The following is a 23,432-nucleotide window of genomic DNA, read 5'->3' on the forward strand; positions in this document are numbered from 1 at the left end:
AACTGCGTTGCGTGCACCACCGAGCACGGAAGACTCGAGCCCGTGATCGGTCGTTCCTGTGCGGCCTTCGCCCGCATGTACCCGGACTCGGGCAGTCGATCACAACCAACGACCGACAAGGCGACATAGTGACCGACACCCGCCTCAACGGCCGCGTTGAGCAGGTTCGTGGTGGAGGTCCGGAAGAAGGTCATCACATCGTCGTCGGCGAACGATGGCGAGTTGGACACATCGACCACCACACTCGCTGCTCGCAGTACCTCTTTCACACCCTCACCGGTGAGGGTGTTCACCCCGACACTCGGTGCGGCTGGAACCGCTTGATGGGCACGTTGATTCAGTCGGGCGACAACCTTCGATCCGATCAGCCCGGTCCCTCCGGTTACGACGATCTTCATGCGGATACCTTTCGTCCGTGTTCCGCTCGGGGTCTGGGGACGCGGCATCCGCATCCGGACCGATTGCCGGTGCGGCGACGTGAGAACGTCCGGTCGTGTCGAGGGATCACACGCTGCAAGCAAGTCCGTGCCCGGTCCCGTGCGCATCGGGTGCACATCGATGGGCATCGCGGTCCTCGATGTCGTCAGGCTGCCGAAGGCAGCGAATCGGCGTGTGCGAAAGAGCGACCACGGCCTGCGATCTCGTCGCCATCGACCCCCGAACCACTCCTGATCCAAAAATGGCGTATCGCGTGATCCGGACGAAACTGCCGCATACCGTAGCGTCATGATCAGCGAGCCCCTGTCGGCCAGGTCTGGACGGCCCGAGAGCTGGCGGTCCGGAATGCACACCAGGGCAGCCGGACTCGTTCCAGTTCTGGCAGTCCTGACAGTTGTCGGCACCGTCCTCACCGCGTGCGGCTCGACTTCTTACCGCCCGCCGACGGCTGCGATCGCCGAGCGAGCCGACTGTCTCACCCCGGACATCGAGAGCAGGCTTGCGGCGGCGAACCTCGGCAGCATCGATCCTGGCCGACCATCTGCCGTCGGGGTCGGGTATCAGCCCAGCGGCTTCTCACCGGTCGCTGTCGTGCGCTGTGAACGGGGCGAGAACGCGGCGGGCGCGTTGACGATCGACAGTGTCCGGCTCGAGGGCGATGTCGAGGCGGCATGGGATGCGTTCCGAGTCGACTCGGAGCGGTTCCCGGACAACGTCGAAGCCGGCTGCGCGGTCTTCGAGGTGAAGCCGCCCGGGTTGTGGTTCGTCGACGCGGACGGACGCGCGGTGCGGCCCGCATGGCCCGCGGCTCCGTGCGGATATCAGGCTCGCCCGGTCGCCGTACTCGCCCATCTGCACGAGGTCGATCGGCAGCGGCACGAGAGGCAGCTGCCCGCGGACGACCCGGGGGTTTGCGGCGAAAAGTACGGGTCCGGCTTCAGCACGACCACGGACGCAGACATAGAACGAGCAGATGGAGCCGACCGGCGGTCCCGGCTCGCTGTGAGCTATGCGCTGGCCTTCCCGGTCGAGGATGTCGGCCGGCTGCAGGTGTGCCGGTACATCGAGTCGGCCGACCGCTCCGTTCATCAATCACGGTCGCGGCTGACCGTCGGCCAGAGCGCCGACCTGGTCCGTGAGGTCATCGAAGCGCCGCCCGCGCCGCCATGTGCGGTCATCGCCACGCGAACCGCACAGGTCCCGTTGTTCCGCTCGGACGGTTCCGGCGGCGCAACGATCGACATCGAACTCGACGGATGCCGTCGGGCTACGGGCACCGGCCTACCCTTCGTCGCTGTGCCCGCCGCCGTGACCGCCGCGGTGGAGGAAGCACCTTGGTAGCCGAATCCGAAGCGTGGGCGCCTGTCGGCCGCCCGGAGGCACAGCCGTCCCGCCGAACCGACTCCCGCTCGACGTCGCGGTCAACTCGACCCTACGAGCGACCGACGACGATCGCGGCACGATACATTCGGGCGATGACGACCCTGACCGAGGTATGGCGTGCGTACATGTCGGTCCTTCGTGACGTCGCACCGGTCACTGCGGCCGCTGTTCGCCCGCCCCGCGATCTGCTTGATCGACAAGAAGCAGAGGAGGCGACGACCCCGTGGTCAGAGGAGTTGCGCGAGTTCTACTCCCTCCACGACGGCATGGACGACGTGCCCAGCACCCAGCACGGTTCGGTCGGCACGGTCCTGCCGGATCTCGAACTGCTCGGCCTCGACGCGCTGGTCGCCACACACATCTCGTGCCGAGAGTCCCCGCACGACATTGACGATCTCGGTTGCGGCTGGGCTGAGAACGTCGACCGGCATCCAGCCGGCGAGGTCGCGCACACGTTTCTCGACCCCTACGTGCCGTTCGCACAGTACGGTACGGGTGACTTCCTCTACGTCGACACCCGTTTCGGTGACCACCACGGCTGTATCCGAGCCTTCGGCTGGGAAGTTGCAGACGAAAGCGGCCCGCTGTTTGCGTCGCTGGCGGACTACATCGACACCGTGCGCCACAGCGTGGAAACCGGCACCGACCACTCGGACCTGACGCCGACCGTCGAGGACGGCGCACTGGTCTGGACCGCCGATTACTCTGACATTCCAGCCCACGAGCCACCGCCGGTCCCCATCCCGTTGCAGATTCCGTTCCCGCTGACCGACTTCGGACCGTCACAGGTGGGGACGACGGACGATCTCCTCGATCTCGACGCGGTCGGGCGAGCCGTTCTCGCGACTGCTCGTTCGCTGCATCCAGACGCGGTCATCAACGGCGCACACACCGTGTATCCGCGCGTACCCCGGCGGCGGGGCATCCACATGAACTTCTTCGTCTCCGTGAACGGAGAAACCGCGTGCTACCTGACCATCGTCACGGGTGTCGGCAACAACGTCATCGTCCACGAAGTTCCGCCCCAGGGATTCACGATCGTGCATGGCGACTGACCGGGTCCAGAGATCTGCCTCGATGTCCATGACCCACAACCGAACACACGATTCGGGCCGGCAATCCGATCTCGGTCCCGAATCCGGTGGTCCCACAACGATGATCCGCAAGTGCGCCTAGCCGTGGGAGACGGCGTCCCGTCGTGGATCGAGTCCGGGGCGACCTGTCGCCTCGCAGGGCGACGGGGCAATGGATCAACGCGCATCTCCCCGCCGCCCTGCACCACCGCTCAGTGAATCTCTGGCGACACTCGATTCATGCTGCGGTGCTTACCGTGCGGAGGGTTCGGCCTCGTAGGTAACCCAGTTCGTCCGCGTGGCGAGGGTGTTGTAGAGCGCCTGGGCCTGATGGTTGTCTTCGGCGGTCACCCACTGCACCACGGCGCGGCCCTCAGCGGTGGCCATCTCGGTGAGACGCCCGATCAGTGCGCGACCGACGCCGCGGCCGCGGGCTGCGGGGTCGGTGAACAGGTCGTCGAGGAAGAGACCGGTGGTGCCGGTGTAGGGCGAGGAGAAGCGGCGGTGGTGTGCGAACCCGAGGATCTCGCCGTCCACTTCCGCGACCAGGGCCTTGCATTCGTGTCGGGGATCCATGAACCATCCCCATGCGCGGGAGACGATGTCCTCGGACTCAGGCAGCTTGTAGAACGTGCGGTACTGACGGAAGAGGACACGCCAGCGACTCTCGTCGGCAGGGTCGAGCATCCGGATGGTCGTATTGGTGGTCGTAGCCACGGGGGCTCCTATCGGTGTCTGTGGATCTCGGCAGATCGGTACTGCCAATTGCTGTCCGGGCGTTCTCCGCCCGCGAGGATCGAGAATTCGATGCGGGGGTGTGGTCCGCGCCCACGATTGGTCACGTAATCACTGCGCTCTCCCTTCCTGCATTGCCAGTTCGTGCTCGCACCCGGCGCGGGGCCAGGAGGAGGTACGCAGCGCTGCCCGCGGCGAGGCCCCAGAACGCGGCACCGACACCGAAGAACACAACGCCGGACATGGTGACCGCGAGCGTGGTGAGGGCCGCTGTCCCGGTGCGGGTATCGCCGCTCATCGCGCCCTGCAGCGCGGTGAGCGCTGATCCGAGCAGCGCGACGGCGGCAAGTACCGAAACCGTTTCGCTCGGGATCGCCTGAAACCCGGCCACGAGCACGCCTCCGAACGAGCCGACCAGCAGGTAGGTGAGGCCGCCCGAGAGGCCCGCGATGTAGCGCTGTGCGCGATCCGGGTGCGACTCGGGGCCGAGCGCGATCGCCGCCGTGATGGCGCCGAGATTGATGCCGTGGCAGCCGAAGGGCGCGAGGATCGCGGAGACCGTCGAGATGACACCGACGAGCAGGCGGTCGTTCGGCTCGTATCCCTGCGATTGGAGCAGTGCGAGGCCCGGAGCGTTCTGCGACGCCATCGTGACGATGAACAGCGGCAGCGCGATGCTCACGAGTGCCGCGGGGGTGAACGCCGGCATGGTGAACACAGGGCCGCCGAGCGCGAGTGACGGCGCGACCTCGCGGAAGGATCCGGTTGCCCAGGTGACCGCGAGCCCGGCGACGAGCGCGGCGAGCACTGCGTATCGCTCGAAGAAGCGTTTGCCGAGAAGGAAGGCGACGACGATGCTCCCCGCGATCAGCGGCGCGCTCGTGAAGGCGCCCGCCGCGGCCACGACGAAGGGCAGCAGGATCCCGGCGAGCAGGGCCTGCAACACCGGGCCGGGCACCCTGGCGAGCAGCCGGCCGAACCAGCCCGTGTACCCGACCACCGCGGCGGCGACCGAGGCGACGAGGAAGGCACCGACTGCCTCGGCGAACGTGAAGCCGCCGAGCGAGGCGATCAGCAGCGCCGCACCGGGCGTCGACCAAGCCACGATCACCGGGATGCGGGTGAAGAGGCTCAGCGCGATGCTGCACACGCCGTTGCCGATCGACAACGCCCAGACCCAGGACGCGGTCTGCGCGTCGTCGAGACCTGCCGCGCGGGTGGCTTCGAGCACGATCAGGAAGGGGCCCGCGAAGTTGATGAGCGCCGAGAGAATGCCCGCGACGACCGCGGATACGGAAACATCGTGCAGCACGGCGGAATTCCGACTCATCGCCGTGCCACCGAGACCGCTGACCGAACCGATCGGCAGCGTAACAATCTTGCGGAAATCGCAGTAACGTTATTCACTGGCTTCATGTCCAACGATAACAGAGCCTCGGAGATTGCGGCGCACCTCCGTCAGCGGATCGCGACGATGCGCACCGGAGAAAAGCTGCCGGGTGTCCGAGCACTCTCCGCGGAACTCCAGGCGAGTGCGGCCACCGTCTCGGCGGCGCTCGCGGAACTGAGCGCCTTCGGGTTGGTGCGGGCCGAGCCCGGGCGGGGAACGTTCGTGGCGGGACGCGCACAACTGCCGGAACCCGACTTTTCCTGGCAGTCCCAGGCGCTCGGCCACGCCAGAGTGGACGCCGACCGCGCCGCTCGCCTGGGCGGCTACGGCACTCCCGAGCACATTCCGCTCTCGTGGGGATACCTCGCCCCCGAGCTATCGCCGAACGAGGAACTGCATCGCATCGGCGCGCGTGCGGCGAAGAGCGGCCGCGCCTGGACGATGACACCGCCGGCGGGCTCGGCGGAACTGCGTCGGATCCTCGCCTCCGAGTACCGCGCCGACCCCAACGACGTGCTCGTCGTCTCCGGCGGGCAGCAGGGCCTCGTCTTCACGATGCGCACACTCGCCGAGCCCGGGTCGGCGGTCATCACCGAGAGTCCCAGCTATCCGGGCGCGATCCTCGCCGCGCAGAGCGCGGGCCTCCACCTCTCGTCGGTCCCGACCGACGCCGACGGGATCCTGGTCGACCACCTCGCCGACGAACTCGAACGCACGCGTGCGCGCGTGATCTACCTCCAGCCGAGCTACGCGAACCCCACCGGGGCGATCCTCAGTGCGGAACGCCGGAAGCAGGTGCTCGAACTCGCGGTTCGCCACGGCGCGTTCATCATCGAGGACGACTGGGCCAGATACTTCGGCATCGACGGACAGGCCCCGCCCCCGCTCTTCACCGAAGACCCCGACGGACACGTCGTGTCGATCCTCACTCTGTCGAAGCCCGCCTCCCCCGGCCTGCGACTCGGCGCGGTCATCGCGCGCGGCCCGGCCGGCGAACGGCTCCGGGCCTCTCGCACCGCCGACGACCTCTGCGTCGCACCGATGGTGCAGGAAATCGCCTGCGGTCTCCTGACATCGAATGTGTGGCCCCGGCACCTCAAACGTCTGCGCGCCGAGCTCGCGACGCGACGCGACGCACTCGTCTCCGCGATCCGCGCCACGATTCCCGACATCCGCATCCCGTGCGTCCCGCGCGGCGGCATTCACCTCTGGGCCCGGCTGCCCCAGGGCGCAGATACCCGCGAGGTCTGCGCCGCCGCGTACGCGGCCGGGGTGCTCATCGGAGACGGGCGTCACTTCTTCGTGGACGAACCACCCGCACCGTTCCTGCGCTTCTCGTACGGGGCTGCAACCGAGGCCCAGATCGCCGAAGGCATCAGACGGCTCTCCGACATCCTCCGACGATGAGAACCCCCCGCGAAAACCACAGGCGCAGCGGCACTCCCAAACACCCACTTCTCATCCACCCGCACACCACCACCATCCCACGACACACCACACAGCATCAGCCCAGCTCACGACACCAAAAAGGGCCCCGAGAACGAGACACAAACACGACCCCCCACCACCGCACAACGGTGACAGGGTCCGCCCGGGACTGCCCCTCCCCTGGGACAAATGCTCCATGACGTTTGTTGACGCATTCTCCCGGGTGGCAACAAATATGTAGACCGGTCTATTTTATGACCATGGCATCCAAAGGAGGGGACTGCTGCACGATCGGGTGACAGATTCGGTCACGCAGCCTGAGTGGCTGGTGTGGTCATGATGGTCTCGTATTCGACGGGGGTCAACTTGCCGAGCCTGGCCTGACGTCGGCGGCGGTGGTAGGTCCGTTCGATCCACGTGACGATCGCGATCCGGAGCTCGTCGCGGGTCGCCCACGGACGGCGGTCGAGGACGTTCTTCTGCAGCAGGGCGAAGAACGATTCCATCGCCGCGTTGTCGCCGCAGGCGCCGACCCTGCCCATCGATCCGGCCATCGCGTGCCGGCCCAGCGTGCGGACGAATTTCCTTGAGCGGAACTGTGATCCGCGATCGCTGTGCACAACACAGCCGGCCACCAGATCACCCGCCGCAGCCCGACGGGCGGCGGCCGAGTCCAGGGCGTCGACAGCAAGACGGGCCTTCATCCTCGAGTCGATCGAGTAGCCCACGATGCGGTTCGAGTACATGTCCTTGATCGCACACAGGTAGAGCTTCCCCTCGCCGGTGTGATGCTCGGTAATATCGGTGAGCCACAACATATTCGGTGAATCAGCCGTGAAGTTCCGCTTGACGAGGTCGTCGTGGACCGGCGGCCCCGAGCGGACGTTCTTGGTGCCTCGCTTCTTGCCGAACGAGCTCCACCACTTGTTCTCCGAGCAGATCCGCCACCCAGTGCGCGGCGCCATCTTCTGGCCGGCGTCGGCGGCCTCGTCAACGAGGAACCGATACCCGAACTCCGGGTCGTCGTGGTGAGCGTCGAACAAGGCATTCGCCCGATACGCCTCGTCGCGCTCGGCAGCAGTCACCGGCGCGGCCAGCCACCGGTAGTACGGTTGGCGCGCGATATTCAGCACCCGGCACGTCACCGCGACAGGGATTCCGTCGGCGGCCAACTCGCGGACGAGCGGGTAGATCATTTTCCCGGCAGGTTCGCCTGCGACAGGTAGGCCGCAGCCCGGCGCAGGACCTCGTTCTCCTGCTCGAGCAGCCGGATCCGCTTCTTCAGCTCGCGGTTCTCCCTGGACTCCTCATTAGTCGTCCCCGGCTTGATGCCGTCTTCGACATCGGCCTGCTTGAGCCAGTTGGCCAGGCAGGATTCGCTGATGCCGAAGTCGGCCGCGATCTGCCTCAGGTGCTGGCCTGGTTCACGGCCTCGGGCCACACGGACGACGTCGTCGCGGAACTCCTTGGGGAATGGCTTCGGCACGGTGCACATCCTTCCAGTGGCACCTCTCGGCACCACAGATCAGATGTCACCTATCCGTGCAGCAGTCCCGAGACCTGACAAAGGCACGGCTCGCAGAGTCCATGCTCGAGCTCATCCAGACCAGCGGCTACAGCGGCACGGGTCTGAATGCTGTGATCGAACACGCCGCAGCACCAAAGGGGTCGATCTACTTCCACTTCCCCGACGGGAAGGAGGGCCTGGGCGTCGCAGCGGTTGAGCTCGCCGCGAAGCAGTTCGAGACGCTGATTGCAGAGGCTGCAGTTTCCGCAGGCGGTGCGGCCGAGGCTGCCCGCGCCATGATTGAGGCCCTGACTACCATCGTCAGCGAGAGTCACTTCCGGCGGGGTTGCCCGGTCTCCGTCGTCACCCTGGAGATGGGCGCGGAGAGCGAGCGACTGCGGCAGGCGTGCGCCGCTGCCTTCGAGTCGTGGATCGCCCCGACAGCCGCGTTCCTCGAGGCCAGCGGTGTTGACGCCGAGGAGGCCCGGTCTCTGGCAACCGTTGTTGTGTCGACGATCGAGGGGGCGGTCATCGTCTCTCGCGCCATGCAGAGCACCCAACCCCTGATTTCGGCCGCTGACGTCGTGGCGGAGCTCATCAGCAAGCGCCGCCAGACCGTTGGGGGGACGCGATGACACCACACGAAGACTCCCGTCACGCCCTGGTTTTCGGGGCCTCGGGACTGATCGGCCGGCACCTCGTCCTGACCCTTGCCGAGGCTGGTGCGGACGTCACGGCGGCAGTTCGGACCGCCGAGTCCGGAGCGCGTGTCGAGCGATGGGTCAGGGAGCATGGCCTGGCACGGAGCATCAGCACGACGATCGTCGACTTCGATGCTCCTGAGATCGTCGCAGGCGGCCCACCGGCGTTCCCGTTCATCACCGAGATCCACAACTGCGCCGGATCCTACCGATTCGGGATGACCGCCCAGGAGGCACGCAGCGCGAACGTCGGCATCGTCGAGAAGCTGATCGACTTCGCCAAGGACCTCCCCGACCTGCAGCGCGTCGTCCACGTGTCGGGCTACCGCGTCGGCGGACAGGACCCCACAACTGTTCCGTGGTCAGACGATCACCGCACCGCGGTCTACGAGGAACTTGGCGCCTACGAAGCGTCAAAAGTGGAATCCGACGCAATCTTCCAGGCCCGAGCCCTGAAGCACGGAGTTCCCTGGACCATCGTCAATCCTTCCAGCGTGATCGGCGACAGCGCCACAGGGGAATCCGACCAGCACATCGGGCTGGCCAGCACGATCGAGCAGATCTGGGACGGCACGGCAGCAGCGTTGCCCGGAAACGAATCGACGTTTCTCCCTGTCGTCACGGTCGACTATCTGGCGGCCTTCATGACGGCAGCAGCAGTCGATCCGGCTGCCGCGGGCATGGCCTACTGGGTTCTCGACGACGACACCCCGCCGCTGGCGGACCTGCTCGCGCACGTCGGTCGGCATCTCGGCGCGAAGGTCCCGCGGGTAAGGATACCGATCGGTGTCATCAAGCGGCTCCCGCAGCAGATCACCAAGGCGGATCCCGAGACGCTCACCTTCATGTCCGCCGACCGCTATCCGACGGAGTCCGCCGTCGAGTTCGCCGACAGACACGGGATCCAGACGCCCGACGTGCTGGTGTCCCTCGAACGGTGGGCCGACCACCTGGCCGCGCATCGGTTTGGTGCCGTCATGGCTGACGGTCGGCGGTTCGTCGACGCTGGCGGCCTGAGGACATTTGAGCTCGGCGTACCCGGATCCAGTCGAGTGATCCTTCCCGGCTTGCCTGTGAACGCGGACACGTGGGCAGAGGTAGCGGCCGGCATTGCGGGGCGGGTCGTCGACCTGCCCGGGCTCGGCCTCAGTAGCGGGGCTGGCGTTCAGGACTGGGAACAGTGGCTACCGGCGGTACTAGCTGGGGAACCCGCCGACCTCGTCGGCCACTCCATCGGTGCGGCTGCGGCAGTAGTTGCGGCTGACCGGTTCCCGGCGCAGGTTAAGTCCCTCACGTTGATCGCACCGTTCTTCCTCCAAGCCACGATGGGCGCCTCGGCCAGACTGAGGCCGCTCGTATGCGCCTACTTGCGACACGCAGACCCAGCACGGCTGTCACGCCAACTGACCGGATCGGAAGCGAGCGCGGCTGCTCTCAATTCCAGTCTCAGTGACCTCAAGCGAAGCAGCGCCAAGAGCGTGGCCGAGCATCTCGCCCTAGCGGGATCGAAGCAGTGGCGTGCCGAACTCCAGGAAGCGCTTGGGCGATTCAGTGGCCCGGTCCGCATCATCACGGGAATCGACGACCCAATCGCCCCGGGCGCGGTTGAGCAGCTCGAGTCACTTCCGAACGTCGAGCTGATCTCGGTGCCGGGTGCCGGGCACCATCCGCAACTGACCCATAGCGATGCTCTCGTCGATCTGCTCAAGGGATCGGTCGGGTGACAACGACGCCCGAGGTTTCAGCCGCTGACAGGGATACGGGCATCCACGCCCGCATCGACAAGGTAGTCCTGGATGCGACTGCCGACCTCGTGCGGTGGCGACGTCACCTCCACGAGCACCCCGAGCTCTCCAACCGGGAAGCACAGACCGCGGCCCACCTGGTCGAACAGCTACGCGACATCACCCTCGACCCCGTCCATCCCCGCCTGATCATCACACTGCCGGGGGTAACGAACCCTGGGGCAGGTCAAGATGTCAACCAAACCGGGGGCAGTCCCCTCGATCGGGTGATTCCGTTTGACCTGTCCAGCCCGATCGAGACGTTCGGGCGCACCCGTCTGCCTGACGGTCGACCCGGCTATCAGGTGCGTGTGTGCGGGCTCGAGAAGGAGACCGACGCGGGCAGCTTCACGATTCGCACAGAGTGGGGATTGGACGGGCTCACCGACGCCGAAACCATCATCGTCCCCGGCGTCGCCGACCCGTCGGCGTCCCTGCCGCCACAGGTGCGTGCCGCCGTGTGCGACGCCGCCGAGCGGGGAACCCGGATAGCGTCGATCTGCACGGGCGCTTTCCCTTTCGCGTCCACCGGACTCCTCAACGGTCTCGGAGTCACCACCCACTGGTCTGCCGCCGACCTCCTCGCTGCCCGCTACCCCGAGCTCACCGTCGACCCCGACGTGCTGTACGTCGACAACGTACGGTTCCTGACCTCGGCGGGCGCCGCGGCCGGACTGGACTTGTGCCTGCACATGGTCCGCCGTGACTACGGCTCGGCCGTTGCCGCCGACACCGCCCGATTGTCGGTGATGCCCCTCGAACGCGAAGGAGGACAGGCACAGTTCATCGTCCACGACCACGCGCCGCTCCCCCACGGCTCCGAGTTCGAACCACTCGAGTGGCTCCAGGACAACCTCCCCCGCCCACTGACCCTCGACAAGATCGCCGCGCACGCCGGCACCAGCACCCGGACGCTGATCCGCCGCTTCCGCGAACAAACCGGCGCCACCCCGATGCAGTGGCTGCACAGGGCAAGGATCCGGCACGCCCAACACCTCCTGGAAACCACAGACCACTCCGTCGAACGAATCGGCGATCAGGTCGGCTTCGGCTCCCCCACCGCGTTCCGCGACCGGTTCAAGAAGACCACCGGCGTCAGCCCCCAGACCTATCGCCGCGCCTTCGCATGAGCCTCCGTCTCATCACGGACTACACCACGACGGACTTCAAACGCACCGGCTCACGCCGCGAGCGAGACGTCTCCTCGGCGCGCGAACAACCACCGCGCCTCTGAAGGTCACCCGGCTCGCTGATCAGTGCTGCAAGGACGCCGAGTTCCGCTTATTCGACACAGTTCTCTCAGCCGACGAACGGCCGCTATAAGTGCAACTTCCGGCATCGGCGGCTGCGCACTGGGCTGCGGTCGCGGGGAACGCGCGGAACTTCAATTCGCCACTCCCCCTGGTTGGATCACTCCGAATCTGGCGGCTGTGAGCGGATCCGGTGGAACAGTCGCGGATCGTGCGTGACGAGGTTGCCGGCAACGAAGAAAGCCACGCGCGGAAGGACACCGGATCGAACCTGGGGCCGATGTCTACAGTGCCCTGCGCGAGCAGAGGATCCATGCAGTCAACCAAGATTGCATGTCGCTCAGAAGGACTCGAATGACCTTACACACCAGCGCCTTCCTGCCGATCGCGGCCGCTTCAAGCGTCGCCCTGTTGACTGGCTGCGTGGACGCCCCCGCCGGGCGCGTGCGGCGTGGACTGCGGCTGCTGCGGTGCTCACCGCGGTGTTTCGGGGCGGTCTCGGGCCGCGGAACCGGCAGCAACGACGGGGATGAGAGCACGCGGACGCGCTCGAGCGGGCGCTCAAGAACGCTGCCGAACCCAGCTACCAGCTCACTGTCCCCGGCGCCGCACACCTCGGCTCCACCGACGCACTGCTGTATCTCCCGCTATACCGACCCTGCTCGGGACGCTGAACGTGAAGAGAGTCTGCAGATCCCAGCCCACGCATCGCGCGCGTACCTGGACGCTGTACTTCGCGGACAGGGCGATGAGCTCGAGAAACACACTCGCCGAGCTGGGAACACTGGAACAGAAATGAGCCCTCAGAGCAGGGTGGCGACTACTCGACTGCCATTGCGAAGTACGACCATCCCACCGGTCGCGCGGCCAACGACCAGCGTCAGCACGGTCTCGCACAACCGGGCGCGCCGCTGCGTCGCGAGAAGGTCCTCTCGATCGCGGCGAGGAGTGCGCGTCTCGCACCACCTGCAGGGCCACAAACACTCACCGTCGGCCGCGCCCCGGTCTGCTCGGTGATCTTTCCGGAGGAGGCTAACCGATCAACATGTCGGAAAGACGGAAAATATCGCTAGTTGCAGCCTCAGGTGGCGTCGAAACCTATCTTGCGTTGCGCCCGTTGGATTTCCGGCACGTGGGTCTGTGCCCACTCGCGGACAGTCTGCAGAGGCCCCCACAGCGAACGGCCGAGGGGGGTAAGTCGGTACTCGACCCGCGGCGGGTTCTCGTTGTACTCCGTGCGGGCGACGAGCCCGTCTGCCTCCAGTGCCCGCAAGGTCTCGGTGAGCACCTTAGGGGTGATGCCCTGGATGTACGCCTTGAGCTCGGTGAAGCGCATGGAACGGTCGGCCAGGGCGGTGATGACGAAGATCGTCCAGCGCGCCCCGATGCGGTTCAGCACTGTGCGACTCGGGCAGCTCGCAGCCATTACGTCGTACGCCTTCCCCATGCTCGTCCCTTCAGGTTTCGTTGAAGTAACCGGTATCAAAACCATACCTTTGATGCGGGCGACGGCGTGTGGCCGGATGCCCACGAATTGAGTACCCCACGAGAGGAGCGCCAGAGCATGAGCACAGAGCTGACAGGACAGAGGGTCCTGGTCATCGGCGGATCGAAGTATCTCGGGGAGGCGGTGGCGCGGAAGGCTGCGGCATTAGGCGCCGTGCCGGTGATCGGTGCGCGCGACGTTGAACGCGCCGCCGCTCTGGCGAGTGAATTGCCGGGCGCAACCGCGATCCATATCGACCTGACGGACGAGGTCACGATCGCCGCCGCAGCGGACCAGCTCGGCCCGATCGATCACATCGTCATCACCGCCTCGGCCCACCACAACGTCCCGGTGACCGAACTCGAGCACGACAAGATCGTCACCGCCTTCGAGGCGAAGGTGTTCGGTCCACTACTAGTGGCCAAGCACTTCGCGAAGACCCTGTCGCCTCACGGCTCCATCGTGCTGTTCTCCGGTGTCGCCGCATGGAATCCAAACGCGCCGTACACGATCATGGGCGTATCCAACGGCGCCGTCGCATTCCTGGTCACCCACCTGGCCAAGGAACTCGCTCCGATCCGAGTCAACGCGATCTCGCCCGGAATCATCGACTCCGGCACCTGGGACGAACTCGGCGCGCACGCCAAGCAGGGCCTACTCGCGGGCGCTGCCGCCGCGAACCTCGCCAGCCGCGCAGGGTCCAGCGACGACATCACCGACGCCGTGGCCTGGCTCCTGGGCGCCGGGTTCGTCTCCGGTGAAACCATCCACGTCGAGGGCGGGGCACGGCATGCATGACCGCAAACAAGTAGCCCTTGACCAGCAAGGCCGTCCTCGTCGCCGGCAGTGGGACTGAACCGGACGGGCCCCAATGGTCGTCGTTGTGGTGAGGGACGGCACCGGATGGGTGTTCCCCGCACCCGCGGCCAGTGCCGCCCGGATCGCTCACGACCTCACCGCGCCGGTGCGTGTGGCGATGCCCCGAACGTCACTACCACGATGACGGTTCACAGCCGCCGCTGTGAATCGCCAGGCTGGTTGGCACATGGACAACGTAGTTCGCAGAGCGGTCACTGTAGTTGGCAAATTGCCAGACTAGTTGGCGCAGCGCCTGCGCACGCTCGTCTCGCGCTCACGCAATCGGCAGGACTGCAACGAGTCGCCTGCAACCGCGGCAACCAGGTCCAGGTCGAATTCAGTGACGTCGGCGGTTCACGCCGGTTCGGCGGGAGGCTTCTTCTCGCGAATGCTCGACAGAATCTGGTACAGGAAGCCGAGAGCTATTGCGACCAGGATTCCCCCGGCGATCCGGCCGAGCAACGCCTCCTGCGTGACGACCATCGCGCCGCCTCCGATGGCGGTCACCAGCGCCATCGTTCTGGATGCGAGCTGTTGACGTGGCGCGTCCGTCGGCATGGACGACATTCCCCGTCGATCGCGCCACCAGTCGAGTGCCATCATCGCCAGCAGGAATTGCCAGAACAACTGCGTCCAGTTGCTCTCGACGATCCCGTCGACGACCATGAACAGCCACGACACCACCACGATCACGCACGCAGTAGCGACGAGAATCCTTCGTATGGGCACGGATTGGTTCTGACCCTGACCAGGGCGGAAGTCCAAGAGCGAATGACCCCGGCGATGACGGTTCACAGGTTGGCCACTGGTCACGATGATGGGTCGATCAGCGTGAGTGCAGCTGTGTCTCCAGCCGGGTCTGCGTGGGTCACGGTGCCGATTTTCGTGCGACAAAGACAACGTAGAACCAGAGGCGAGGCGCATATGAAATGCACAAAGCCTTTGCGCTCAAGGCGATCTCGCACAACGCCCGGCGGCCTGACTGCGCTGTCGTTGGTGCACGCCACACGGACGACAGGTGAACGTTACGGAGGGTGCGGGTGATCTCTCCGCGGTTCTCAGCCGGCGAGCAGTTCGGAGACGACGAATACGAGCAGCACGGCGCAAATGATCCAGTTGGACGTGGAATGGGCTGCGGCCGCCGTCGATACCGCCGGCACCCGAAGCGCGGCCCGCTGTTCCCGTGCCCGTCGGGACTCCTCGTCTACACCGTCCTCCCAATCCAGGCGACGTTGCCTGTTGCGTGCCCGAATATCGGATCGGAGCAGTTGGATCCGGTCCCATTCGGCTGGGTCGTACGGGGCGCCGACAGGTAGCGTCGGACAAGCCTCCTCGGTGGGAGGCGGCACGTCCTGCAAGGCAATGATCTCCGACCGGTGACGTCGCACCGCACGTAGGTACACCCACTCGAAGTAGAACCCGCTGATCACGAGAGCCAACCCGGCCGCCACCGGTATACCCATTGTCAGATGGATCAGTCCGAACGTGACCTGCGTGCGGATCCGGCGACCAACGGTCCAGCCTTCGGCACCGGACCGGAATATGGACTCCTCATTGTGAGCGAGAGCGGGCACCAGCAGCATCAGGCAGAGTGGGACGGCAACCGCCAGCATCGTCCAGCCGATGCCGTCCTTGCCCGTCTGACCGAGCGAGATGTTGCCGCTTCCGCCGAGGGCGACCCACCAGCCGAACTTTGTGAACGGCGCGAGGGTGGTCAGAGCCCAGAACGTGGTGGCCACGAGAGTGATCTGAGCGATCGCTCCCGGCACCATCCACCAGCGTAGGGCTCGCACTGTCTGCAGGTATTCGGCGCGGCGTTCGGGACCGCGGGCCAAATTCCGGACCGACAACACCATCGATGTGACGACCACCAGCAGAACGATCGCGGAAACGATGTCCCCCACCTGTGTCCCGTGCCTCCCGTCTGTGCGCCGGCCTTGTCGACCCTCGGGCTCGGCCGCATCTCGTTTGAGGACGACTGTCGCACGCGGCACCGACAAACCGGACAGGAGCAGCGGGCCGCCCTACCGTCAGGAAACTGCTACAGCCGCGACTGTAGGCACGCGGTGAGGACCGTCTACAGGCACCGGTTCTGCAGCGAGGACACGCTTCTTGTTCCTGGTGCTGTGCACGATGCCGGATACGTTGCGGAGGACTCCCAGCGGTTGCGCCGGGAGCGGCGGGACAGGTTCGGAAACCTGACTCATCCGAAGTACCAGTGGCGTCCGGCGGCCCATCCAAGGAATCGGCGGCCGTCACCGTGGGAGACGGAGCCGGCCGGGGTGAAACGGCCGCCGTCGAGGATGTGGGCGAGCCCGGCGACGGCGGACGCGATCTGGGGCGTGGTGGCGTGCTCGGACAACCGACGCAGTTGGGCGCGCTGGGTAGCCATATCGCAGTAGCTCAGCAGGAAGATGGCCTGTCGCCAGGCGTAGGCGGCGTTCTTCACCTGGATGAGGGCGGCGTGGCCGTGGGCCGGCTGGCTCAGTCTCTGCAGTGTCCGGTCGAAGGTCCGCTGTGCTGCTTCCGGCGCGATGTCGCGCAGTCGGCGGTCGAGTTGGAGCGCGTCGACCAGCGCAGCCAGATTGTGCGTGGTGAGAATCTGGCTCTGCTCGAGCACCGCCCCGTTGCGGGCGACGTAGCTGCCGTCTGTGCCGGCCTCGGTGGCGCGCTGCTCGCACAGCTCGGTGAAATCGAGCGCGGTGGCCTTGTTCCATCGAGTGATGCTGCGTCCCTGCACATCCCATGCCGACATTGCGGGCAGGTCGTAGTACGCCTGATACAACGTGCCATCCAAGGTTCGGCTCGCGGTGATGGCGGCGGCTCGCCACTTCTCGGTGAAGGTGCCCATGAAGATGTCAGCGGCGACTTCCTCGACCAGGGGCAGATCCAGTCCCGCCCGCTGTGCGAGCGCGTGGAACTCACGCACGAGTGGATTCGGAAGCACAGCATGCGGGAAGGACTCGATCGCCAACATGGTTACCTGCCGCAGGAGGGCGCGGGCAGCGCTGGCCTGCGCCGTGACGTTTCGGCTGTCGCGCAGAGGGTTCAGCGCTGCGACCCACGGCAATTCCTCGAACCGGACCTGGTGCTGCAGATCGACCAGCAGCAGGCTGCGCCGCCTTCGGAACGCGGCGTAGAGCTGTTCGAAGAGTTCCGCGACATCCGGTTCGGTGATGTCGGCGGACAGTACCCGCGAGGTGAGCTGGGGAAGGACAGCTGCCAGCATCTCACCCGAGCCGATGATTCCGCGCCGGATCAGCTCGTCAGCGGGTGCCTCCAGAGCACGCATCGCCTTGTCCTGCAGGTGCTGCGGCATCGTCGAACCCACGGGGACAGCTGGGCGGTCGGTTGCTGGTCGGACCATTGCTTCCTCGGCAGCCGTGATCGGCGCAGTGACCGTGTCGAGGGATGGCAGTCCGCCGTCGGCGGGATAGCGGTCCAACCGGGTCGCCAACACTGTTGCGAGATCTGCGAACAATGGTGCGGACAAGCACTCGGCCTGTGCAATGCGTACGGCTTCGCGTCCGGAGCCGCCGGGCTCACCGCGGCGGGTGATCGTGTTGGCGAGTGCACGGCGGACCCATCCGACTTGTCGGGCAGTCAGGCCGGCACCGGCGGCACCGTACCCGAGCAGGGCTTCATACAGCCGCACGAAGTTGCTCTTGCGGTGCGCGTGCCGTCCGCGAAACTCGTGGTCACGACGGGCGCGGGTGAAATCGTTGAGCCAGCACGCGCGTTCGTAATCCCACCGCGCGGGCCAGATACGGCAGGGCCAGCCGCCCCGGACCGTGCCCGAGTCGTCCAGCCGCGGCAGGTCGCCGCCGACGGTCGCGCATCACAGCTCCACCAAGCGGTCGTACAACGGCGTCCACACATCGACGGTGGTGCGCATGAGTGTCAGTTGTTCCGGTGTGGAGACCGCTCGCAGTGCTGCCGCGACCTCACCCACCGACGTCACCCGCACCAGCACGCCTGTCGGGCGGGCTGCGGCGTCGGCGGCGGGGGTGAAGCGCAACCGCGCCATGAACGGCCGCAGGTCGGCGATCAAGTCGAGGGCCTGCTCCATGAGACCTCGGCGCAACAGAAGAGCGACGATGGCCAGCGCCGCGTCCTCTGGTACCTCGATCCGGTAGCGACCGCCGGTGATCAACTTCAGCAGTTCGGCCTGACCGGTATCACCGAGGTACCACAGATTCAGCCGTTCCCGGTCCGTGTCGCCCGGCAACTCTCGCGGCAGCTGGGTAAGCAACTCGGCTTCGGCTGCACTCAGCGGCGCTTCGGACAACGCGCGGCCGGTAGCGAAACCGCCGTGCGCCACTTCTAGAGTCACCCAGGCGGGCAGATCTGCGACAGGTGTGCGGCTGCCGACTCTGATGTGCCCAGTCGCCATGCCGTCCAGGACATCCCGCCACCGTTGCACCTTCTGCTGTGCTCGGGCACGCGTTGCGCTGTCTCCCACACGTACCGCGATCTCGAGCGCACGCGTCAGCTGCCCGGTCGCGTACTGCGACGGGCCGTCCCGAAACGCCTGATCAGACAACGACCCTCCCGAGAGATACGAATGTGGACCTGGCGGCGAGGGTCGAACTCGCGCCCTCCCGGTCTGGAGCCGGGTGCTCTGCCACTGAGCTACACCAGGATTGGACATGGAGGCAGGATTCGAACCCGCGCCCTCCCGGTTAGGAGCCGGGTGATCTACCGCTGATCTACTCCATGAGGCACCGAGATAGTAGCCGACACCGAGATCGGCCTGCACGCAGATTTCGGCGTCCAGGATGAGCAGCGTCTGCGCCGGGCCCCGCAAACGGCAGTCCGCCCCGGTCATCCGCGGACGACCTGGGCTGAGCGCGGTTGGCAAGAAGTTGCTCAGGGCCACGCGGTACACGCCGCCGTCCCGCGTCGATCTCCTCGATCGATCATTCATCTCGCCTCGGAGGTTCGTTGCGAGGATGCTCACGTACGGGGCTGACGAGTCGACGGCCTCAAGGAGTCTGTTCCAATCGGCGTTCGTGATGCGCGCTGGTCCTCGACGTGGGCGGCGGATCGCACGTCCAGAGCGCAGAGCCCGGGAAGTTCGCGAGGCAACTCGCCACGACTTTGCAGGTAGAGGGCCCGCAAGTCGCGTTGTCACCGGCGATTCTCTGGTCACCGCCCATCCACTGTCGAAAACCTACGGCCCGCACCTGATCCCACCCGTCTTCGACCACGGGCACGGGCACGAGCACGCGGACAAACTCGATGCCCTCGACCACCTCGCCGACCTCGACGCCGACACCATCCGTCCCGGCCATGGCCTGATCGTCGAGTAGTCCGTGTGAACGCAAAAGTACGGGCGTTCAACCAAGTTCGTTCAGCCAGTGAACAGTCGCAAACAAATGCCAACTTCGATGACGACGACCGCTCTCTGACGTCTTCACCCTAGTTGTCACACCGCAGGTCAGAGCGCCGCGAGATGACAACCACGATCACGATTCACACAGCCGACAGTGCCCAGCTGCGCTGGCAGCCGCGGGCGGCGCAGCGTCGATCAGCGCGGTGGACCGGGCGAGGCTTTCGGTGCCACGGCCAAGCCGAGTGAGCGGGGCGAAGCCCAGGGTGAATTCCTCGTTCTGGATGGCGTGGCTACCGCCCCTGCCGTGCGCCGCGCTTAGCTTCGGACAAATGGACCTAACGGACACAAAGCGAGCGATCGCGGCGGGCGCAGTCAGGCCCGAGCACGGAGCGGACGACGCTGAACCACTCGGTAGTCTTCTGGAGTTCCCCTCACAACGGGTGTCGGATCACTGTGCCGCGATGAGGGGGGCGCAGGCCCGCCACCCGAGCTCGAGGCCTGCGCGACGACGACCGCGATTGCGCGTGGTCGACTGACCGCGGCTCACCGGCCGAGTCCGGGCCGTGCCGCGCGCCTGGGCGGCTGGTAATCCTGGGCGGCGGCGGCATGGCCGGGCTTGGTCGACGTGGGTCCGGGTATGGATGGGGACCGATCGTCGGGGCCCGTATGGGGCGCACGCAGCAGCCTCTCACCGCTCGGCTGTTTCGTCAGAGGGCTCCGCCAGACCGAACGCCATGGGCCTCGAGGCGCTGGCGCTGGCGAACACGCGGGCGTTCCCGCTGCGGCTGAACTCCCTCGGGATCCCGGCGACGTTCGACTTCACCAGCGCCGGAACCCACTCGTGGGCGTACTGGTCCGAGGAACCGTGGAAGTCACGCCCGCAGATCCTCGACACCATGAACGCCGGGTGACGACACTCGTACCTGTCGGAGGCGCGTACTACGGTCGCACGCGACGCTGACCAGGCGCGACATTCCCGCCAATGCGAACGAAGGACGTATTACATGGCACTGCCCACCCTGACCCCCGAACAGCGCGCCCAGGCGCTCGAGAAGGCGGCCGCCTCCCGCCGCGCGCGAGCCGCGCTGCGCGAGGAACTCAAGACCGGCAAGTCGAGCTTCGCCGAGGTCCTCGGCCGCGCCGGCACCGACGAGACCGTCAGCCGCGCCAAGGTCCTCTACATCCTCGAGTCGGTGCCGAAGATCGGGAAGGTCACCGCCCTCGAGATCATGACCGACCTCGGGATCTCGGAGACCCGACGCATGGGCGGGCTCGGTTCGAACCAGCGCGCCGGGCTCCTCGAACGACTCGGCTGATCCGAAAGCTGGAAGGGCCTGCGAGCGGTCCATTGTGTCTCGCAGGCCCTTTCGCGTACCAGTGTGCACCAACGATGCGAGTGCGCAGGCGCATCGACGTCAGGTGGATGAGTCGCTCCCATTGAGGCGCGGGGACCGGTTACGGGGGCGCCTGAAGCCAGGCTCGGCGATCGGCTGAAGGCCAGCTTGGCTGGTGCCGAGGGTCGAGTTCGCCCACAGCCGGGCCTGGAGGCGTGTGATGCGGTGCCCCGGCCGGGCCCTCGGCATCACTGCTTCGGAGACAGGATCGCCGACCATGCGGCGCAGAAACGTCAGGATCGGCCGCGGCCCGCCGTGTTCGAGCGCGTACGCGTCCGCCGCGGGTTCCGCCGTCCAGTGGTAGCGAATCCACGCCGCGACGAGAAGCGCGCCCACAACGGCGAAAGCGCCCAGAACCGCCTGTAGCGGCGTGGTGAGACTGGCAGAGGAGTTGTGGGTATCTCGAAAGACGACCACGTGCACGAACGCCACGGCGGCAGCCGTGAGTGTCCACCCGAGCCAGCGGAGGATTCGCGCGTGGGCGCGGCGAGCGCGGTGACCGAGCGCGTGCAAGAGCATCCCATCGACCGCGGCGACGTCGAAGACGTCATCCGGGGTGGGCGTGTAGTGCATTCGGACGGTGTCGGTGCTGCTGCCGTAGACGGCCGGGCACACGCACTCGTGGCCGCCGGTGTCGACCGCCACGATCCACGCCTCGGGCGTGCCCTTCTGTCCGGCGAGCGCGCACAGCAGCGCGAGCCGGTCCGCGAGCCAGTTCTCGGCCGCGGTGGCATCGGCGAACGGTCCGATCGAGCCGTCTCGGCTCACGGTCACCTTCTGCATCCGTCGTCCCCCGTGTTCTTCCGTCGGGTGTTCTCGTGTGGCTCTACCGTCGCGTGCGGCGAACCTGTGAGCGTTCCGGCCCGCTGCGTTGCCTCTGGTCTGTGGTGTGCTGGCGTGCGCGGGTCGGTTCGTGCGAGGGCCGGTGTGTGGTGCGCCCGGAGTCCACTGGGGTCCCCTCGGCTCGGTTTCGCCGCGCTGGGCGCGCTGGGCTGGGCTTTGCGGGTCGGCCGAACACGGCTCGCATCCGGCGGCTTCCACCGTTGTGGAGGGAGACGAGGGCTTCGGGTTCGCGCAGCGCGGCGTGGGCGATGAACCCGAACATCATCATCGTGGTGATCATCGAGGTGCCGCCGGCCGAGATCAGCGGAAGCTGGAGGCCGGTCACGGGCACCAGGCCGACGACGTAGGCGATGTTGATGAACGCCTGGAGCACGATCCAGGTGGTCGCGGTGGTCGTGAGGATGCGCAGGAACGGGTCGGTCGAGCGCTGCGAGATCCGCATGCCGATCAGCAGCACGACCGCGAACAGGCCGATCAGCAGGAACGCGCCGATGAACCCCAACTCCTCGGCGATGACCGCGAAGATGAAGTCGTTGTGCGACTGGGGCAGGTAGCTCCACTTCGCATCCGACTGCCCCAGCCCAGTCCCGAACAGGCCGCCGTTCGCGAGGGCGTACTTCGCCTGGATGGTCTGGTAGTTCAGTCCCTGCGGGTCCAGTTCCGGATTCATGAACGCTCTGATCCGATCCGACCGGTAGCCCGCCGTCAGGCCGAGCACGAGCGAGGCGACGACGCCTGCGATCGTGATCGCCGCGACGTACCTCGCCCGGAATCCGCCGAACCACAGCACCGACATCACGATGATGCCGATCGTGATCATCGTGCCCAGGTCGCGCTCGAGAACGATCAGGGCCATGACGATCACGCTCACCAACGCCAACGGCTTCAGCGCGTTGTTCACGTCGACTCCGGCCGACAGGTACGTCGCCAGCAGATGTGCGCACCAGATCACCAGCGCCACCTTCGCGAACTCCGAAGGCTGGAAGGAGATCCCGGCGACGACGAACCAGCTCCTGGCGCCCATCTGCTCGACACCGATCCCCGGAACGAGCACCAGGACCAGCAGCACGCCGGCGATCCCGAGAAGCCACGGTGCGAGCGCCCGGATCGTCTGCGTGCTCACCCGCACCGTCGCGACGAAGATGACGATGCCGATGGCCGCGAACATCGCCTGCGGTAGAAATCGTGCGTACGGCGAGCCCGACGAGACGAAGGACTCGACACTCGACGACGACAACACCATCGTCAACCCGACAGTCACCAGCAGCGCGGTGACGCTGAGGATCACGTGGAAATCGAACAATGGCCGCGCCGACCACACCCCGAACCGGGTCCGCGGAGATGTCGCCGCCGCGCGGTTCCGTGCTCCCTCATTCGTGCTCGCGGTGCGGGAAGACTCGAATGCCGAGTCACGTGAACGGGTTCGAGCCCGCTCCCCCGCCAGATCCGTCTCCGACTGTGCTCTCACACTTCGATGCTCCCACGAGTCCCAGAGCCGGAGCCTCGCTCTGATCCGTCACGCGGTCAGCCACAGCAGACGGGTCGTCGTATGGCGCGCCGACCTCGCTGCCATAGACCGCGAACTGCAGGAGCGGCGTCAGAACCTCACTGGCAACTACGTCCGGCGCCCGCAGTGGGGAATCCGGGGTGGGGCAAACTTGACGACCGCGATGGGTATGGCGAAGACGGTGTCCGTCGGTTCGGCAGCCGCCGGTTGCTCCGTCACGAGCGGCGCGGCGCCGGTCCCGGCAACGATGGCTGGGCGGCGTAGACGATGATGGTTCACCGGCGGGCCTCCCCGTCTGGTGGCCTGCTCTCGACCCCGGC

At 66.5% G+C, this 23,432-nt stretch carries 20 protein-coding genes and 2 tRNA genes; 9 read left to right on the forward strand and 13 right to left on the reverse strand.

The window, feature by feature from the left end; translation table 11 throughout:
• Positions 1 to 726 precede the first annotated feature (726 nt).
• On the forward strand, positions 727 to 1,779 hold the full coding sequence (locus tag ABTV10_RS14590; RefSeq protein WP_499028016.1) for a hypothetical protein: 1,053 nt from the start codon (positions 727 to 729) through the stop codon (positions 1,777 to 1,779).
• A gap of 134 nt (positions 1,780 to 1,913) precedes the next feature.
• The gene (locus ABTV10_RS14595; protein ID WP_499028017.1) at positions 1,914 to 2,876 is read left to right on the forward strand and encodes an SMI1/KNR4 family protein; all 963 of its coding nucleotides are present in this window, start codon (positions 1,914 to 1,916) and stop codon (positions 2,874 to 2,876) included.
• 270 nt (positions 2,877 to 3,146) lie between these two features.
• Here the strand turns inward: ABTV10_RS14595 and ABTV10_RS14600 are convergent, their stop codons facing one another.
• Positions 3,147 to 3,611 (reverse strand): GNAT family N-acetyltransferase, encoded by a 465-nt coding sequence (locus ABTV10_RS14600; protein ID WP_499028019.1) that lies wholly within the window; start codon positions 3,609 to 3,611, stop codon positions 3,147 to 3,149.
• Positions 3,612 to 3,732: 121 nt separating this feature from the next.
• The gene (locus ABTV10_RS14605) at positions 3,733 to 4,959 is read right to left on the reverse strand and encodes a benzoate/H(+) symporter BenE family transporter (protein ID WP_499028020.1); all 1,227 of its coding nucleotides are present in this window, start codon (positions 4,957 to 4,959) and stop codon (positions 3,733 to 3,735) included.
• A gap of 84 nt (positions 4,960 to 5,043) precedes the next feature.
• Between ABTV10_RS14605 and ABTV10_RS14610 the strand changes: the two genes are divergently transcribed.
• On the forward strand, positions 5,044 to 6,426 hold the full coding sequence (locus ABTV10_RS14610) for an aminotransferase-like domain-containing protein (RefSeq protein ID WP_499028021.1): 1,383 nt from the start codon (positions 5,044 to 5,046) through the stop codon (positions 6,424 to 6,426).
• Positions 6,427 to 6,755: 329 nt separating this feature from the next.
• Here ABTV10_RS14610 and ABTV10_RS14615 read toward each other — a convergent pair.
• A protein-coding gene (locus ABTV10_RS14615; protein WP_499028023.1) for an IS3 family transposase occupies positions 6,756 to 7,933 on the reverse strand; the annotation gives its coding sequence in 2 pieces (ribosomal slippage) (positions 6,756 to 7,646 and positions 7,649 to 7,933; 1,176 coding nt in all).
• Between the two features lie 56 nt (positions 7,934 to 7,989).
• Between ABTV10_RS14615 and ABTV10_RS14620 the strand changes: the two genes are divergently transcribed.
• The 3 genes from ABTV10_RS14620 to ABTV10_RS14630 all read left to right on the forward strand — a co-directional run bounded on the left by ABTV10_RS14620 (position 7,990) and on the right by ABTV10_RS14630 (position 11,569).
• Positions 7,990 to 8,589, forward strand: coding sequence for a TetR/AcrR family transcriptional regulator (locus ABTV10_RS14620; RefSeq protein ID WP_499028025.1), 600 nt, complete (start codon positions 7,990 to 7,992; stop codon positions 8,587 to 8,589).
• Complete coding sequence (locus ABTV10_RS14625; RefSeq protein ID WP_499028026.1) at positions 8,586 to 10,379, forward strand: alpha/beta fold hydrolase; 1,794 nt, start codon at positions 8,586 to 8,588, stop codon at positions 10,377 to 10,379. The genes ABTV10_RS14620 and ABTV10_RS14625 overlap by 4 nt, the downstream gene beginning before the upstream one ends.
• A gap of 218 nt (positions 10,380 to 10,597) precedes the next feature.
• A complete protein-coding gene (locus tag ABTV10_RS14630) occupies positions 10,598 to 11,569 on the forward strand; it encodes a GlxA family transcriptional regulator (RefSeq protein WP_499035185.1) in 972 nt (323 codons plus the stop codon).
• A 1,201-nt stretch (positions 11,570 to 12,770) separates the two neighbouring features.
• Here the strand turns inward: ABTV10_RS14630 and ABTV10_RS14635 are convergent.
• Positions 12,771 to 13,088: a winged helix-turn-helix transcriptional regulator gene (locus ABTV10_RS14635; protein ID WP_499028027.1), complete on the reverse strand. Its 318-nt coding sequence runs from the start codon at positions 13,086 to 13,088 to the stop codon at positions 12,771 to 12,773.
• 165 nt (positions 13,089 to 13,253) lie between these two features.
• Here ABTV10_RS14635 and ABTV10_RS14640 point away from each other — a divergent pair, with 165 nt between their 5' ends.
• Entirely contained in the window at positions 13,254 to 13,973 is a 720-nt protein-coding gene (locus ABTV10_RS14640) for an SDR family oxidoreductase (protein ID WP_499028028.1), read from the forward strand.
• 414 nt (positions 13,974 to 14,387) lie between these two features.
• Here ABTV10_RS14640 and ABTV10_RS14645 read toward each other — a convergent pair whose 3' ends face one another.
• The 7 genes from ABTV10_RS14645 to ABTV10_RS14675 all read right to left on the reverse strand — a co-directional run bounded on the left by ABTV10_RS14645 (position 14,388) and on the right by ABTV10_RS14675 (position 19,327).
• Entirely contained in the window at positions 14,388 to 14,762 is a 375-nt protein-coding gene (locus tag ABTV10_RS14645) for a hypothetical protein (protein ID WP_499028030.1), read from the reverse strand.
• Positions 14,763 to 15,091: 329 nt separating this feature from the next.
• Positions 15,092 to 15,937, reverse strand: a complete 846-nt coding sequence (locus tag ABTV10_RS14650) for a hypothetical protein (RefSeq protein WP_499028032.1) — start codon at positions 15,935 to 15,937, stop codon at positions 15,092 to 15,094.
• Positions 15,938 to 16,236: 299 nt separating this feature from the next.
• Positions 16,237 to 17,688, reverse strand: a complete 1,452-nt coding sequence (locus ABTV10_RS14655) for a hypothetical protein (RefSeq protein WP_499028034.1) — start codon at positions 17,686 to 17,688, stop codon at positions 16,237 to 16,239.
• Positions 17,689 to 17,871: 183 nt separating this feature from the next.
• Complete coding sequence (locus ABTV10_RS14660; protein WP_499028035.1) at positions 17,872 to 18,576, reverse strand: hypothetical protein; 705 nt, start codon at positions 18,574 to 18,576, stop codon at positions 17,872 to 17,874.
• 24 nt (positions 18,577 to 18,600) lie between these two features.
• Positions 18,601 to 18,675 (reverse strand) — tRNA-Trp (locus ABTV10_RS14665).
• Between the two features lie 2 nt (positions 18,676 to 18,677).
• Positions 18,678 to 18,752, reverse strand: a tRNA-Arg gene (locus ABTV10_RS14670).
• Positions 18,753 to 19,018: 266 nt separating this feature from the next.
• Positions 19,019 to 19,327: a hypothetical protein gene (locus tag ABTV10_RS14675; RefSeq protein ID WP_499028037.1), complete on the reverse strand. Its 309-nt coding sequence runs from the start codon at positions 19,325 to 19,327 to the stop codon at positions 19,019 to 19,021.
• 775 nt (positions 19,328 to 20,102) lie between these two features.
• Here ABTV10_RS14675 and ABTV10_RS14680 point away from each other — a divergent pair.
• Together ABTV10_RS14680 and mihF are read left to right on the forward strand one after the other, a co-directional pair.
• Complete coding sequence (locus tag ABTV10_RS14680; RefSeq protein ID WP_499028038.1) at positions 20,103 to 20,279, forward strand: hypothetical protein; 177 nt, start codon at positions 20,103 to 20,105, stop codon at positions 20,277 to 20,279.
• Positions 20,280 to 20,372: 93 nt separating this feature from the next.
• Positions 20,373 to 20,684, forward strand: a complete 312-nt coding sequence (mihF, locus tag ABTV10_RS14685) for an integration host factor, actinobacterial type (RefSeq protein WP_433604964.1) — start codon at positions 20,373 to 20,375, stop codon at positions 20,682 to 20,684.
• Positions 20,685 to 20,783: 99 nt separating this feature from the next.
• On the opposite strand, the gene ABTV10_RS14690 is transcribed toward mihF, so the two are convergent.
• Together ABTV10_RS14690 and ftsW are read right to left on the reverse strand one after the other, a co-directional pair.
• Positions 20,784 to 21,536: a hypothetical protein gene (locus tag ABTV10_RS14690; protein ID WP_499028039.1), complete on the reverse strand. Its 753-nt coding sequence runs from the start codon at positions 21,534 to 21,536 to the stop codon at positions 20,784 to 20,786.
• A 52-nt stretch (positions 21,537 to 21,588) separates the two neighbouring features.
• Positions 21,589 to 22,893: a putative lipid II flippase FtsW gene (gene ftsW, locus ABTV10_RS14695; RefSeq protein ID WP_499028041.1), complete on the reverse strand. Its 1,305-nt coding sequence runs from the start codon at positions 22,891 to 22,893 to the stop codon at positions 21,589 to 21,591.
• Positions 22,894 to 23,432: the final 539 nt, after the last annotated feature.

Origin of the sequence: Paraburkholderia sp. RHO2 (assembly GCF_050955445.1) — a bacterium.
Classification (GTDB): domain Bacteria; phylum Actinomycetota; class Actinomycetes; order Mycobacteriales; family Mycobacteriaceae; genus Prescottella; species Prescottella agglutinans_A.